Annotated in this window: 15 protein-coding genes and 1 pseudogene; 7 read left to right on the forward strand and 9 right to left on the reverse strand. The window is 41.8% G+C overall.

Annotation, left to right across the window (positions count from 1 at the left end; all coding sequences use genetic code 11):
- Nucleotides 1-289: 289 nt before the first annotated feature.
- The 5 genes from HC723_RS09890 to HC723_RS09910 all read right to left on the reverse strand — a co-directional run bounded on the left by HC723_RS09890 (nt 290) and on the right by HC723_RS09910 (nt 4944).
- Nucleotides 290-2665, reverse strand: coding sequence for a hypothetical protein (locus HC723_RS09890; protein WP_190338953.1), 2376 nt, complete (start codon nt 2663-2665; stop codon nt 290-292).
- A gap of 353 nt (nt 2666-3018) precedes the next feature.
- Entirely contained in the window at nt 3019-3351 is a 333-nt protein-coding gene (locus tag HC723_RS09895; RefSeq protein ID WP_190338954.1) for a hypothetical protein, read from the reverse strand.
- Entirely contained in the window at nt 3314-3529 is a 216-nt protein-coding gene (locus HC723_RS09900; protein WP_190338955.1) for a hypothetical protein, read from the reverse strand. Before HC723_RS09900 ends, HC723_RS09895 begins: the two co-directional genes overlap by 38 nt.
- Nucleotides 3530-3568: 39 nt before the next feature.
- Entirely contained in the window at nt 3569-3748 is a 180-nt protein-coding gene (locus tag HC723_RS09905; protein WP_190338956.1) for a hypothetical protein, read from the reverse strand.
- Nucleotides 3745-4944 carry a tyrosine-type recombinase/integrase gene (locus HC723_RS09910; protein ID WP_190338957.1) on the reverse strand — a complete coding sequence of 400 codons (1200 nt, stop codon included), beginning with the start codon at nt 4942-4944 and terminating at the stop codon, nt 3745-3747. The genes HC723_RS09905 and HC723_RS09910 overlap by 4 nt, the downstream gene beginning before the upstream one ends.
- Nucleotides 4945-5130: 186 nt before the next feature.
- On the opposite strand from HC723_RS09910, the gene HC723_RS09915 reads away from it, so the two are divergent.
- The 6 genes from HC723_RS09915 to xthA all read left to right on the forward strand — a co-directional run bounded on the left by HC723_RS09915 (nt 5131) and on the right by xthA (nt 11544).
- Nucleotides 5131-5832: a pseudouridine synthase gene (locus HC723_RS09915; protein ID WP_153446932.1), complete on the forward strand. Its 702-nt coding sequence runs from the start codon at nt 5131-5133 to the stop codon at nt 5830-5832.
- A 108-nt stretch (nt 5833-5940) separates the two neighbouring features.
- A complete protein-coding gene (mnmA, locus tag HC723_RS09920; protein ID WP_153446931.1) occupies nt 5941-7101 on the forward strand; it encodes a tRNA 2-thiouridine(34) synthase MnmA in 1161 nt (386 codons plus the stop codon).
- A gap of 65 nt (nt 7102-7166) precedes the next feature.
- Entirely contained in the window at nt 7167-7784 is a 618-nt protein-coding gene (gene hflD / locus HC723_RS09925) for a high frequency lysogenization protein HflD (RefSeq protein ID WP_190338958.1), read from the forward strand.
- An 87-nt stretch (nt 7785-7871) separates the two neighbouring features.
- The gene (purB, locus tag HC723_RS09930) at nt 7872-9242 is read left to right on the forward strand and encodes an adenylosuccinate lyase (protein ID WP_153446929.1); all 1371 of its coding nucleotides are present in this window, start codon (nt 7872-7874) and stop codon (nt 9240-9242) included.
- Nucleotides 9243-9434: 192 nt separating this feature from the next.
- Nucleotides 9435-10595, forward strand: coding sequence for a ribosomal protein uL16 3-hydroxylase (locus HC723_RS09935; protein ID WP_190338959.1), 1161 nt, complete (start codon nt 9435-9437; stop codon nt 10593-10595).
- A 142-nt stretch (nt 10596-10737) separates the two neighbouring features.
- Complete coding sequence (gene xthA, locus HC723_RS09940) at nt 10738-11544, forward strand: exodeoxyribonuclease III (RefSeq protein WP_190338960.1); 807 nt, start codon at nt 10738-10740, stop codon at nt 11542-11544.
- Between the two features lie 147 nt (nt 11545-11691).
- On the opposite strand, the gene HC723_RS09945 is transcribed toward xthA, so the two are convergent.
- The 4 genes from HC723_RS09945 to HC723_RS09960 all read right to left on the reverse strand — a co-directional run bounded on the left by HC723_RS09945 (nt 11692) and on the right by HC723_RS09960 (nt 14923).
- Nucleotides 11692-12369: an ABC transporter permease gene (locus HC723_RS09945; RefSeq protein WP_153446883.1), complete on the reverse strand. Its 678-nt coding sequence runs from the start codon at nt 12367-12369 to the stop codon at nt 11692-11694.
- Between the two features lie 2 nt (nt 12370-12371).
- Nucleotides 12372-13118, reverse strand: a complete 747-nt coding sequence (locus HC723_RS09950) for an ABC transporter permease (RefSeq protein ID WP_194704529.1) — start codon at nt 13116-13118, stop codon at nt 12372-12374.
- Nucleotides 13119-13187: 69 nt separating this feature from the next.
- The gene (locus tag HC723_RS09955) at nt 13188-13958 is read right to left on the reverse strand and encodes an ABC transporter substrate-binding protein (RefSeq protein ID WP_153446882.1); all 771 of its coding nucleotides are present in this window, start codon (nt 13956-13958) and stop codon (nt 13188-13190) included.
- A 194-nt stretch (nt 13959-14152) separates the two neighbouring features.
- Complete coding sequence (locus HC723_RS09960; RefSeq protein WP_190338961.1) at nt 14153-14923, reverse strand: ABC transporter ATP-binding protein; 771 nt, start codon at nt 14921-14923, stop codon at nt 14153-14155.
- A gap of 287 nt (nt 14924-15210) precedes the next feature.
- Here HC723_RS09960 and HC723_RS17890 point away from each other — a divergent pair.
- Nucleotides 15211-15384: pseudogene (locus tag HC723_RS17890) on the forward strand (transposase); the annotation flags it as partial.
- Nucleotides 15385-15512: the final 128 nt, after the last annotated feature.

Here is a 15512-nt window from a genome sequence, read left to right on the forward strand (position 1 = left end):
AGGAGTAATTGCTTTTGAAGGAGATCCACCAGCCGGTAAAAGTAAAAGTAAAAATAAATTAAAATAAGTCCGTCGATGTTGTAGCACGTAAAAATGGTTGATTTAGGCCGTGTTGCTAAGATGCGGTATATTATTAATATTTACCGCATCTTAGCAACACCGGTTTTTTACTTGTAACTCCCTGATAACTAAAAATAAACTGTCCAAAAATGGCCTATTTTCGTTGTCGCGAAAAACGCAAATTTCGCGACAAGCTAAAAACCAGAAATTTAACATATTTAACATTTTATTAACACGTTATTTTGTGGTGAAAAGTGACTAAATCTAGCGTAAATATGGCCTTCTTATCATCCACCAACCAACCCCATTTTTTAGTAATATTTGCACCATTTGCCGCTACTGCTTTACGCATTTTTACACCGGAATTAATATCAATGATCACGCCTTCTAGGGTGCTTATGTGTGGCTCATAGTCCTCATTTACTACCAATAGATTGCTATATTCCGGCTTGATCATAATGGTTATTTGTTGGCTGCCATCACGAGAAGAGCGATCTTGCTTGCTCTCAACTTCGAAACATTCACCTAATATTTGCTTAAGTATCTGCGCCATTTTCATGCTATCAAAGTGGGCTTTGGCTGCTCGTTGTGCTGCCCTTAATTGGCCGCCTTTCGACTTCTGGACACGTTCCAGCAAGGTTATATACTTGTCCATTCCTAAGCCATTTAGGACACCAAGATCGCGTAATGCAGTGGCTTTATTTAGTTTCGTTTTGCCAAGTTCCGAAGCGATAGCTTGCTTTATTTGATCTGCATCAATTGTTACTGACTCGCAATTTAGTAGTGCTTTGGTATCCAGTTTGATGCTATCCATCCACCAGCCCCGTAATATAAAGCTAACTTGTTTAGCTGTTCGTGCCTTGTCCATGCTTGCCACCTTAAATAGCTGCTTGGCTGTCCTCACATGGTAGCGAACACCGCTTACACCTTCCGTTAGACACGTATTAATGATCCCCTCGTTCATGTCGTCATGGTCTAGTTTCAATTCCTCGGCTATCACTCGCAAATAGCTATAAAGTTCCTTTTCACGCTCATTCATGCGTAGCAGCTCATCATATTTGAATTGTGCCACCGCCATTAAATCAGCCACCAGCTGATCTTTCTTAGCCTTCTTCGCTGCTTTGAATTGCTCACTAAATACCATTGCTTGCACCGCTTCGGGGGTGTTGCCTAGTGCGTCCTTGATGTTCACATCATAGTTAGCCCACATTAGCTGTATGATTAACGAGATCCACCAGTTTAAATCTGCATGGTCTTCTACTGCTTTAAGTTGAGCTTTGAACTTATCGAAATCAGTTAATACTTGCTCGATACCTAAAGTGTCTTGGATCGCCTCGGCTGTGTCATGTAGCTTGTCTACTGCATCTATTTGAAGTTCTGCATCGAAATTAGACGCAACACAAAGCTTTATTTGCTTCACCTCTCGAACCCTTGCGATCATCTGGTTAGCCTGTTTTGGGGTAACGATGCCACCAGAAAAGACGCCATATACGCAATCAAAGTGATCGTTCTCAATGGATACACCTGAACCGACGCTAGGTGAGCAAATAACCGCCTGATACTTTAATGATTCCTCGGTAGGGTCTGATAGCCATTTATCTTGGGCTATTATCTGACTTTTAGTTCGTCCAGCCGATAACTTTTTATCCTCGTTCTTTGCGAATATTTGCAGCGTCTTAACGTCTTCGATCTCGTCTAGCATTTCGGCTATCTTGGTTACATTGCTTACAGTGTCGCAAGTTACATATACATTTTTACCGTTTAAAATATCGGTTTCTATTTGGGCTAGTAATCCATCGTATGCCGTCGGGGTGTTCTTCTTCTTCTGGACGTCGGGATCGGCAATATAAACATCTACTGTCTTTCGTTGATGTTCACTCTCGATAATGGATAGATTCAATGTCTTGTATTGCTCGGGGCACCACTTTTTTAAAAATATTAATGTCTGTTCGTTAATATCAGCATCAAGGATCGCGACCGTGTGTGAAATCTGAATCAGATTTGCTAGTGAATGTAGCGCATTTTCACGAGCGGCACGTTCTAGAATGATAGTAAACTCGTCTAATACTAATGTGACGGGGTGATCTTGGGCTATCGTTTGAATAGTTTGATTAACGACGCCTTCGCTATATAGTGCGGATGGCGCACAAGTAAGGATACCTTTCGCCTTCAATGCTGGCGGTACTGGGTCGGTCTTGGTCTTCTTTAGCTCGTCATAATAGACGCCATTGAATTGGCTGGTGGCGTTGCGAGTTAATGAAATGGTGGGCGCGACAAACACGACTATATGACCGTTGTCTTGTGCTTGCTTGCAGTAGATAGCAGCATCTTTTGTTTTACCTGTTCCCATTTCCCACTTTAAGACATTTAAACATCCACCAGTAATTGACTGATCACGGTTCTTGTGTGCGGCCTGGGCGATGCTTTGGGGTAAACTGACTTGCTCTAATGCGTTCGATTTGATGCGGTTCCAACTTTTTAGCATCTGATTAGCTAAACTGCTAAAAGGTGGTTTTTCACTTTGTAGCATAGCGATGATATTCGCCTTATTTTTGATCGCAAAGTCAGATTTTCCGATCTGCTTGGCTTGCGCTGAGTTACTCATGAGTTATAATAGTTCCGTTAGTTAGTAGTTGTGGTTATCTGCTAGTTACACTTATAAGTAGTTAAGAAAAGCCGCCCCCAAAGCGGCTTTTTTCATGCCTGTTAGAAAATTTCATAATCAGTTAATGCCCGCTATTTTTCTTTAGATACAAAAAAACTCAGTAATAAACCCCCCGACTTATATGCAAAAAGCAAAGCGGATCGCGCGGGGTTTATTACTGAGTTATCTTTTTTATTGATTAGCGCGACCAAATCACGATCGCACTATATCATAGAAAAACTATAAAATATCGATCTAAATCAACAACTTACAGTCAATACTTATTTTAACTTCTTTTTAATTTCTTGCGTATGTTATTGCTCACGTATATAAAAACGCTTGCCTGTATTCGTTCTAATTTCGTATCTTTTGCCCCTATAATCGGTTGGCGTATTCGTTTTTGCTGGTAGCTTTACGCTGTAATCAAATTTAGGCGCTGCATTAAATGCTTTATCTGTTTTAAGCTTAATCTGACGCCCGTCGCTTAGTTCAAAAACATGATCGCCGTTTTCATTTACAAGCGCGGTTCCTGTTTGCGCTCGCAACGCTGAAAAATCGGGCGCAGCATGAGCACCACCAGCAAAAAAACACAAAATAAGTGCTAACTTATTAATGCTCACCATTCTTTTTTTTGTCAGCCGACTCATCACGTTCTCTTTCTTCACGCGACGCTTTACGTTTCGCATACTCAGCTTCTTCTCGCTCGTGAGTTTGCATCCATTTATAGTGACGCTTCATCCCCATTGATACTGAGAATGAGAATACCCATAGCGATATGATTAGACCAGCTAGCCAAAGTAAAATTTTTAGTACTAAAGGTTCCATCGTGTTGCTCCTGTTTTAATGTTTTAGCAAGTATATTGATTACTTGATCAGTTGATCGTTGTAGCATTGCATAGTGGCTGACACCGTTTTATTGTCGTTCATCTTTACATTCATTGTCATAAAAATTTTATCATTATCGATACCGTTAGTCTTGCCGATCGCACTCGGCATAAACACCACCAGCGAAAAAACAGAAAGTAATGCTATTACCCTAATCATAACTTAAGCCTTCTCTGGTGCCATTCTTTATTAACTTCCTCGACTATTTCAACACGTTCAATATATCCGCCACATTGCACCAAATCACTCATATACTGATAAATGGGCTTGCGTTGTTCTAAGTAATCAGCCTTATTATATATCCGACTAATGTCGCTCATTACCTTGTGTGACAAACACGTTTCAATCATTAGTGGGTCAAAACCTGCTGTATTCAGCACTGAACTAAACGTATAACGTAACCGGTGCGGGGTCGTCTCTGTCTCGTTTATCGCATCATAAACACTAGTTATAAACTGCCGATCTCGCGGCTTCTCTAAGTTACGTCTAGCGTGAAATATATAATGATCTGGCTGCTGTCTACCGTTTTGCATAGACTCAAACCAACCCTTTACTAACTCAGTTATATGAATTCTAACGACTGTATTAACTTTGGTTTCGTATATTGTTGCAACTCCACCAGCGAGATCTATATCGCCCCATTTCATATTGAGCAACGACTGGATACGAACGCCCCACACTAACAATAGTAGGGTCGCGATCTTGCGGTTGTCATCTAACCCGCATTTGCTTACCCCGCCAATAAATTCGGGCAACCTGTCCGCTGTAATGTACTTCATTTCTTTTGTGTCTGGCTTGCGTTCCAGCTTTAACAATCCCTGAAATTGTGAGCTATCAATATCTAAATACTCGGACTCACACCACTTTGTAACACCTGCAATTATCGTATAGAAAAATCGCTTCAAGTCGTGCGACTCAATGTTTGCCCTTGCGTAGTCGATGACCATACGTCTATCTATCTTCGTGTATAACGCGCTCTTTAAATAACCCGCATGGTTGCCCCATATGTTTCTATAAGTTCGCTCAGTCCGAGGACTAAACTTACTAACAACTAACCAGCGTTCGAAGCACTCGTTAAGTGTAGGAATGTTGCCACCCTTCGAAATATGCGGATCTCGCCCTTCCGCTACTTGAGCTAACAAATCACGACAAATAGAGCGTGCTTGTGTGATCGTTAGAATGTGATAATCTGCGATCTTAAGTAATCTGATTTTGTGAGTAACAGGCGATTTATACCGAAACTGCCAACTTTTATGTCCGGCCGGTGTCATGCGAAAAGTTAGGCTGTCTTCTGTGTATTGCACAAGTTTTCCGTTGCGCTCGATAGCATCTAAGTGCTTCTTGATTAGCTTCATAGTGTCGTCTCGATGGTCGTGTTACTCGCGTTTCATGTGACACTTCAAGTAACATCAGATAATTAAAAACGTTTGAATTATTGCTTTCTGGCCATCCTCTCGAGTAACCATGAATTCAGTAATACCAAGGCTTCTAGTTATATCTCACCGAGTTTATTAGTCAATACATTTTTTAAGGTACTTAACATGTCGACCCCATCACGCAGCCATAAAGCATCAAAAGGTTCGGATAACATTCAAACACATCCGACCACTAAAGGTCGACCGAACCGTTCCAACAACAAGCAAAATTCAGCCCGCGTTTTCAAAAAAAAGCCGCCGAATAAAAATGCACCTCGTAGAATAAGCGCCGCCGAACGTAAAGTGGTTTTATTTAACAAGCCTTATGACACTTTAAGCCAGTTTACCGACGGTGAAGGTCGCAAAACCTTAGCCGATTTTATTGATATAAAAGAAGTGTATGCTGCGGGGCGTTTAGATCGTGATAGCGAAGGGTTATTAATCCTCACCAATGATGGTATTTTGCAAGCTAAAATCACCCAACCACAATCTAAATCACCGAAAACCTATTGGGTTCAAGTCGAAGGTGCGCCAAGCGAGAGTGACCTCGATAAATTGCGCCGTGGGGTCGAACTTAAAGATGGTATGACTTTGCCCGCTAAAGTTGGACTCATGCCGATACCCCACATTGAAGAGCGCGATCCGCCAGTGCGTTTTCGTGCATCGATTCCAACTACTTGGCTTGCTATCACCATTATTGAAGGGCGTAATCGTCAAGTACGTCGTATGACCGCCAATATTGGTTTCCCTACCCTACGTTTAATTCGTTATTCGATTGGTGATTGGACATTAGGTGACTTGCAGCCAGGTCAATATCAAGTGTTATAACGACAATATTACCTAGGTTAAGCGTAACAAAATCGCCATTAAGAAAGGTGTAACCACTGCTAACTTTCTGTTAGAATTCGCCCCAGATAAATTAAGTGGTAGTCATACATGTCAGATAACAGCCAAAAGTCCCCAAATAGTGATAAAAAAGTCATCGTCGGAATGTCCGGTGGTGTAGATTCATCCGTTTCAGCTTACCTTCTTCAACAGCAAGGCTATCAAGTTGAAGGCCTTTTCATGAAAAATTGGGAAGAAGATGATAACGAAGAATATTGTACTGCGGCGGAAGATCTAGCCGATGCTCAGGCTGTATGTGACAAACTCGGTATCCACTTACATACCATTAATTTTGCTGCTGAATATTGGGACAACGTGTTTGAGTATTTCTTAGCCGAATACAAAGCCGGTCGTACTCCAAATCCTGATATTTTGTGCAACAAAGAAATCAAATTTAAAGCCTTCTTAGAATTTGCCGATGAAGTACTTGATGCCGATTTTATTGCGATGGGTCATTATGTGCGTCGCACCTTCCCGACAGTCGAAGAACAAGCGGCTGGCATCTTGCCGAAAATGCTGCGTGGCATCGACAATAATAAAGATCAAAGTTACTTCTTATATACCCTTAGCCATGAGCAAGTGGCGCGCAGTTTATTCCCTGTCGGTGAGCTTGAAAAACCCGAAGTTCGCCGTATTGCTGAAGAGCAAGATTTGATCACCGCCAAGAAAAAAGATTCTACCGGCATCTGCTTTATTGGTGAGCGCAAATTTACTGAATTCTTATCACGTTACTTACCGGCGCAACCCGGTAAAATTGAAACCCCAGAAGGTCAAGTGATTGGCGAGCATCAAGGTTTGATGTACCACACCTTAGGCCAACGTAAAGGTTTACACATTGGCGGCCAAAAAGGCGGCGGTGGTAACGAAGAACCTTGGTATGTTGCAGAAAAAGATTTAAAACGGAACGTATTAATTGCAGTTCAAGGTGGCGAGCATCCACTATTAAAATCAACCGGTTTAATCGCCGCTCAATTGGATTGGGTTGATCGCACGGCGATCACCGAGCCGCTACGTTGCACAGTGAAAACGCGTTACCGCCAACAAGACATTGCCTGTACCATTGAGCCGATGGACGCAACCACTTCAGAAGATAACCCAAGCATTCGAGTTATTTTCGATCAACCACAAGTTGCCGTCACCCCTGGACAATCGGCGGTGTTCTACAGTGGCGAAGTTTGCCTTGGTGGTGGTATCATCGAGGCTCGACTTTAAGTCATTATCATTTTGGGCTTCCTATTCGGAGGCCCTATTTATAAGTTTCAATTGGAGATCGACACGTGGCACAAACACTTTATGACCGTACCTTAGCGTTTGCAGGGATCTGCCAAGCCGTCGCACTTGTTCAACAGGTGGCGAAAAACGGGCATTGTGACGACGACGCGTTTGAAGCAACATTAAAAACCATCGTTAATATGAATCCAAGCAGCACCTTAGATGTGTTTGGCGATGAATCCAATTTAAAACTTGGCTTAGAAACCTTAATTAAAGGCATCGACAATAGCCCAAGTGGTACCGAAGCGACACGTTACATTATCAGCATTATGTCGCTAGAACGTAAGCTCAATGCTCGTTCTGATGCCATGACGCAACTGGGCGATCGCCTAGAAACCGTCTCTCGCCAAACCGAACATTTCGATTCACTCGACGACCAAATAATCAGCAACTTAGCCAGCGTCTATTTAGATGTGATAAGCCCTGTTGGCCCGCGCATTCAAATTGCGGGAACGCCAGCCGTATTACAACAAACCACTAACCAACATAAAGTGCGAGCGCTATTATTAGCCGGCATGCGTTGCGCGGTATTGTGGCGTCAAGTGGGCGGTAAGCGTCGTCATTTATTGTTAGGCCGCAAAAAAATGGTCGAACAAGCGAAAATTTTATTAGCGCGTGCATAAAAAACCTAATTAACATAATAATAAGAAAAACCAATACCCAATTCACCTCAAATTTAAACACACTAAAACTTAATTCAGGAGATCCACATGGAGTTGTCAGCATTGACTGCTGTTTCACCGGTAGACGGCCGTTACGGAAGTAAAACGATTGCGTTACGCGAAATCTTCAGTGAGTACGGTTTACTTAAATACCGTACTATCGTTGAAATTCGCTGGTTACAAAAGCTTGCCGCCACAGCAGCCATTGCAGAAGTGCCAGCTTTTAGTGATGAAGCCAATCAATACCTTGATAACCTGGCGGCTAACTTCTCAGAAGAAGATGCTAACCGTATCAAAACGATTGAAAGCACCACCAACCACGATGTCAAAGCGGTTGAGTATTTCCTGAAAGAAAAAGTGGCAGCAATGCCAGAACTGCACGCGGTCAATGAATTCATTCACTTTGCTTGTACTTCTGAAGATATCAACAACACCTCACATGCTTTAATGCTTAAAGAAGCACGCAACCAAGTGATCTTACCGCAAATCCGTACTGTGATTGATGCGATTAAAGGCCTTTCGGTGGAATACCGTGATATTCCTTTATTGTCTCGCACCCACGGCCAGCCTGCTTCACCTTCTACTATGGGTAAAGAAATGGCTAACGTAGCATACCGTATGGAGCGTCAATACAAGCAAATCGCTAACGTTGAAATCCTAGCGAAAATCAACGGCGCTGTTGGTAACTACAACGCACACATCTCTGCCTACCCAGAGCTTGATTGGCATTCATTCAGCGAAGAGTTCATTACTCAATCTCTTGGCGTTGATTGGAACCCATACACCACTCAAATCGAACCGCATGATTACATTGCTGAGTTATTCGATGCTATAGCACGTTTCAACACTATCTTGATCGATTTCGATCGTGATATTTGGGGCTACATTGCACTGGGTCACTTCAAGCAAAGAACGATTGCGGGCGAAATTGGTTCTTCAACCATGCCGCATAAAGTTAACCCAATCGATTTTGAAAACTCAGAAGGTAACCTTGGTTTGGCCAATGCTATCTTTGGTCATTTGGCGCAAAAACTGCCGATTTCCCGCTGGCAGCGCGACCTTACCGACTCCACCGTTCTACGTAACTTAGGCGTTGGTTGTGGCTATGCAGTAATCGCTTATTCTTCAGTAATGCGTGGTATTAGCAAGCTTGAAGTTAACCGCGCCGCGCTAGAAGCAGAGCTAGATAAAAACTGGGAAGTATTAGCCGAACCAGTACAAACTGTGATGCGTCGTTACGGTATTGAAAAACCTTACGAGAAGTTAAAAGAACTGACTCGTGGTAAGCGTGTTGATGGCGAAGGCATGCGTGCATTCATCGATGGGCTAGAGATCCCTGAAGATGAAAAAGCGCGTCTTAAACTGATGACACCCGCTAACTACATTGGCGATGCAATAAAGTTGACTGATCAGCTTTAATTATTCCCGCCGTTTCTTTCTAAAGGGTTAGCTTAGGCTAGCCCTTTTTGTTGTTTTCAATTCAACCATTTCTAATTCCAATCTACGTCATGAGATGATCTGATAATTACTTTAATTGGTATAAATACTCCCTTTCTTCTTTTTCTGCTACAATCGCGCCCCTGTTTCGCTTCTCTTTTTCTAAGGCTTACCATGTACCAATTATCATTTTCGTTATCTGAATTTCTGACTGAATATTGGCAGAAAAAACCGACCATCATCAAAGGCGGTCTCTTCTTTAATACTCCAGAAGAAGGTTTTGTCGATCCAATCAGCCCAGACGAATTAGCCGGTCTTGCGATGGAAGAAGAAATCGATTCGCGCTTTATTTCTAATTTAAATGACGATTGGCAAGCTGAACATGGTCCATTTAGCGAAGAAAAATTTACCGAGCTTGGCGAAACTAACTGGTCTTTGATCGTGCAAGCTAGTAACCATTGGCACCCACAAGCCAACGATATGCTGGCACCATTTAAAAGCATGCCGGGTTGGTTGTTTGATGACTTAATGGTGAGCTTTGCCATGCCAGATGGCGGCGTTGGTCCGCATATCGATCAATATGATGTATTTATTTGCCAAGGCTTAGGTAAGCGTCATTGGCGTGTCGGCGCTAAAGATGAAGGCCAATATCAAGAAGTGTGTCGCCATTCAGCGCTGCGTCAAATCGAAGGTTTTGATGCAATTATTGATGATGTATTAGAGCCGGGCGACATCTTATACATTCCACCGGGTTTCCCACACGATGGCTATGCTTTAGAAGCCTCAATGAGCTATTCGGTTGGTTACCGCTCACCAAAAGAGCAAGAACTGGTCAGCAATTTTGCCGATTACGTATTAGCTTGCGATCTTGGCGATGTTCACCTGCACAACCCTGAACAAAAAGCACAAGATAAGCACGGCATGATCCAAACCGCGGATGCTGACATCATGATTTCCATGCTGCAAAAAGCTTCGCAACAACCAGAATTATTAAATAACTTCTTAGGTTGCATGCTGAGCCAATCACGCCATCAACTCAATATTGTTCAGCCTGAAGATGAGTGGGATATTGATGAGTTTATGCAGCATATTGAGTCGGGTGAAAGCCTATTTAAAGTGCAAGGCTTACGCGCGCTGTACCATGAAAACAATCCGCTCACTCTTTTTGTTAATGGTGAGGTATTTGAACTCGAAGAAAGCTTGCTCAACTTCATTCCGTTTATTACCGAGCAAGATGAGATTAATCACAAAATTTTAAATCAATTAACCGCCTTCCCTGAAGCAATGCAGTTATTGATCAGGTTGCTTAACCGTGGTTATTGGTTTACTGAGTGATCTTGCAATATTGAATACATAAAGATTAGGTAAAGAATCGAGCGATTAAGTGAGCGTGCCTAATAATATCAGCGCGCTCACTTTTATTTTTGAACTTATCTCTTTAAGATGGAACAAACCCAACACAGGACAGTGAATTCTAATGAAAGTAATTTCCTTTAATATTAATGGCCTTCGTGCCCGCCTTCATCAACTGCAAGCCATTATTGATAAACATCAACCCGATGTGATTGGCTTACAAGAAATCAAAGTTCACGATGAAATGTTTCCAGTTGAAGCGGTCGAAGCGATGGGTTATCACGTTTATTTTCATGGTCAAAAAGCCCATTACGGCGTGGCAATGCTGTGTAAACAAAAACCAGTTGCAGTACAACGTGGTTTTTCAACCGATACCGATGAGCACCAACGCCGCATGATCATGGTGACGTTAGAAGATGCATCCGGTCAAAAAACAACGGTAATGAATGGATATTTCCCACAAGGCGATAATATCAGCCATGAAACTAAATACCCTTATAAGCGCCAGTTCTACACCGATTTAATGACTCACTTGAACTCCAATCATAACAACGAAGAGCAAGTGATCGTGATGGGTGACATTAACATTAGCCCAATTGATCTCGACATTGGTATTGGTGAGCCGAACGCTAAACGCTGGCTAAAAACCGGTAAATGTTCATTCCAGCCAGAAGAGCGTCAATGGTTGAAAACATTAATGGATTGGGGGTTTGAAGATACTTTCCGTAACCTACACCCAAATGTGGATGATCAATATTCGTGGTTTGATTACCGTTCACGCGGCTTTGATGATAACCGCGGCCTGCGTATTGATGTAATTTTAGCCACCCCATCTCTGGCGGCTAAATGTATTGATGCAGGGATCGACTATGAATTACGCGGCATTGAAAAGCCGTCTGATCACGCGCCAATTTGGTCGGAATTTAAATAAATTAAATTAAATTAAATTAAATTAAAGAAAACAAAAGATAAAAATAGAAAAGCGCCGACTCTAAATACATTTAAAGTCGGCGCTTTTGGTTTATAACTTAAGCTATGCTCAAAATAATTGCCATTATGACTAGGTAAGTATCGGCATTTAACTTAATGGTTTGGTGTACGCCAGTAATCGTTTTTCGGTTAATTTAAACGCATAAATGAGCGACATACTTAAGATCATATAAAACACTCCAGCGGTAAAGAACGCTTCAAATGGCGCATAAGTTCTTGAGTTCACTAAACGTGCTACGCCGGTGATATCCATTACGGTCACAATACCTGCAATCGCCGAACCATGTAGCATAAAAATGACTTCGTTACTGTATGCCGGTAATGCTCGACGTAAGGCACTCGGTAGAATGATACGTCGATACACTTTCCAATTAGACATACCATAAGCTCTAGCGGCTTCTATCTCACCTTTATCTAAGCCACGAATCGCACCTGCAATAATTTCGGCGGTATACGCTCCGGTATTTAAAACGAAAGCGACTAAAGCACAAAACCAAGCATGCTCCCACAAGGTATCTTTGACTTGCATAAATTGATTCATACCGTAATAAATCAGGTATAACTGGATCAATAAAGGCGTACCACGAAAAAAGTAGCTATAGCACCACACAGGAAAGTTGATTAATTTATTTTTACTGCTTCTTGCCACGCCCGCTGGAATAGCAATAAATAAACCAATAATAAGCGATAAACCCACCAACCAGAATGTGGTCCATAAGCCTTCTAAGTACAAAGGCAAGCTATCAATGATGACTGAAAAATCCATCCTTACCTCGTATGTAATGTGTACTTGCGTTCCAGTAACCTGAGCAACGCAATTGAAACACTAGTGAAAAATAAGAAGATAACGGCGATCGTCATGTAAAAAGTGAAAGGCATTTTGGTTGAACCGGCAGCCAATGCGCCCACTCGCACCATATCGTCTAAACCAATAATGGAGACCAACGCGGTTGTTTTTAATAACACCAACCAGTTATTGCCAAAACCAGGGATAGCATGACGGATCATTTGTGGTAATAAAATGCGTCGAAACGCTAGACTGCCACTCATTCCATACGCTTTTGCCGCTTCTAGCTCACCTTTATCCACCGCCATAATAGCACCACGGAAGGTTTCTGCCATGTAAGCACCAAAAATGAAACCTATGGTCAATACACCAGCAGTAAAAGGACTTACATCAATATAATCGGGTAAATAAGCCGTCCACTCATGCGCTGTGTTATAGCTTGTCATCCAATCATTTAATTGTTCATTCAAAGAATAAAGAGAATTATTGAGCAAAATTTGCCCACCAAAAAAGATCAGCATCATCAAGACCAGATCAGGGATCCCTCGGATAATCGTGGTATACAAAGTGGCAATCATTCGTGCCCAACGGTAAGGCGATAACTTAGCGAGTGCGCCTAACATACCTAATATTACTGCCACTACTAAAGACAGCACCGCAACTTCAATGGTTACAATCGCGCCTTTTAAAATGGTCTCTTCATAACCTTGTAAAAAATCAAATATCATAAGCGTCTAATTTTATGAGAGGTCGAGTTCCAAATAAACAGAAAACAACCTCTTAATGGGTTAACGGTTTTATTTACCGTAAACATCGTAATCGAAGTATTTAGCCGCAATTTTCTGATAAATACCTTTGGCTCGTAATGATGCAATCGCTTTATCAATTTGATCGGCTAAGTCTTGGTTTTGTTTACGTACCGCAATGCCAAAACCGTCACCAAACCATTTCTCATCGGTTAATGATGGGCCAGTAAACTCATAACCTTCGACTTTATCTAGCATACCGCTCTGTAGTGCTGATGCATCACCAAATACGGCGTCAATACGGCCACTTTCAAGATCAAGGTAAGCTTCATCAAAGGTGCCGTAGCGAGAGACATCGACGATACCTTTATAGTTATCTTCAATGTATTGATCATGAGTGGTTGAACGCTGCACCCCTATTTTCACGCCCTTAAGTCCCTCTTTAGTAAAGGTTAAATCGGCGCCTTTCTTGGCAATAAATTTATTTGGGATCAACGCGTACTTATGAGTAAAGCCCACTTTCTTTTTACGCTCTTCGGTAATAGACATACCCGCAATAATGGCATCGTATTTACGTGCGAGTAACGCTGGAATTATACCATCCCAATCTTGCGCCATAATTTTACATTGCGCTTCCATCTCTTTACAGATGGCGTTGGCAAGATCGACATCAAAACCGGCTAATGAACCATCAGCTTTAGTGTAGTTAAATGGAGGGTAAGCGCCTTCTGTTGCAAAGCGCACTGTTTTCCAATCCTTGGCTTGTGCGATACCTGACACCGCTGTTGCTGCGATTGCCGCAACTAAAAACCACTTTTTCATATCCATACTCCTGTGATTATTACGTAATACTCTTCAGTTTGAGCATCTGTTTTTTATTATGGTGCTGCTATTTAGGTCAAGTGACCTGTTATTCATATAACGCTAAATTAGCATTATATTGAATGATTACCGCGATTAACGGTGGCCGTTGGATAGATTTATCATTGCTCGACAAATAAACCGATCCGTTAGCGTTAATACACTGACGAGATAAATTGTTTAAAGCGTTCTGATTCTGGATTAGTAAATATTTTTTCAGGATGTCCTTCTTCTTCAACTACTCCTTGGTGAAGGAACATAACATGACTAGAAACATCACGAGCAAACGCCATTTCATGGGTCACCACTAACATCGTTCGGCCTTCTTCGGCTAAATCACGCATTACGCCCAACACTTCTCCAACCAATTCAGGGTCAAGCGCCGAGGTGGGTTCATCAAATAACATGACTTCCGGATCAACCGCTAAAGCACGAGCAATAGCGGCGCGTTGTTGTTGTCCACCGGATAAATGCCCTGGATAGTAATTTTTACGATCATACAATCCTACTTTCTTTAGCAATAGTTCTGCATTTTCAATCGCTTGTGCTTTAGGGATACCAAGAACATGAACGGGTGCTTCGATCACATTTTCAAGTACCGTTAAATGCGACCATAAATTAAAGCCTTGAAATACCATAGCAAGACGCGAACGAATACGTTGAACTTGTTTATCGCTGGCAGGAATGGACTCACCTTGACGATTATCTTTCATTTGTATTAATTCACCTTTAACCCATACCTCACCTGAAGTTGGGGTTTCAAGTAAATTAATACAACGTAAGAAGGTGCTCTTGCCGGAACCGGAAGATCCAATGATTGAGATAACATCACCTTGATTGGCGGATAAAGAGATACCTTTAAGAACTTCATTTTGTCCAAAGGTTTTATGCAGATCTTTTATATTAAGTTCAGGTTCAGCGGTCATCAAAGACGACTCCTTGTCTTAAGTTCACCATCCGTTGGTGACGTATATGTGCAGGGTCGGCATACAAAACCAACAATTTCGTCTCATTGAACGAGCAAAAACTGCAACTACTTATTGCTTTATAATAGCGTCAGTCATTTCGATTACAATCATAAGTTAACAAAATTGAGGAAACACTCAATAAGAAGCAAGTTATTTATATACATCTTTCGCAACCATTAACTATTCTGGTCTAATCGATCTGGACACCTTGATTGTGGATAATACGATAATCAATCGAGGTGAATATGAATACAAAACGTCAATATCGAACTTATACGAAAGAATTTAAAGAAGAGGCAATCGGCCTTATTACCGAACAAGGGTATTCTGTCGCCCAAGCTGCTGATGCGTTGGGAGTATCACAAAACCTGCTTTACACTTGGAAGCAGAAGGCTGACGAACTCAATAATTCATCTGTCAACGCAGATGAAAAAACGGAATTAATGGCTCTGAGAAAGGAAGTAAAGCAGCTTAGAATGGAGAAAGAGATCCTAAAAAAAGCCAGCGCCTTCTTTGCGAAAGAAATGAAGTAAAGTTTCAATTTATT

This window comes from Vibrio sp. S11_S32 (genome assembly GCF_014694465.1).
Taxonomy (GTDB): Bacteria; Pseudomonadota; Gammaproteobacteria; order Enterobacterales; family Vibrionaceae; genus Vibrio; species Vibrio algicola.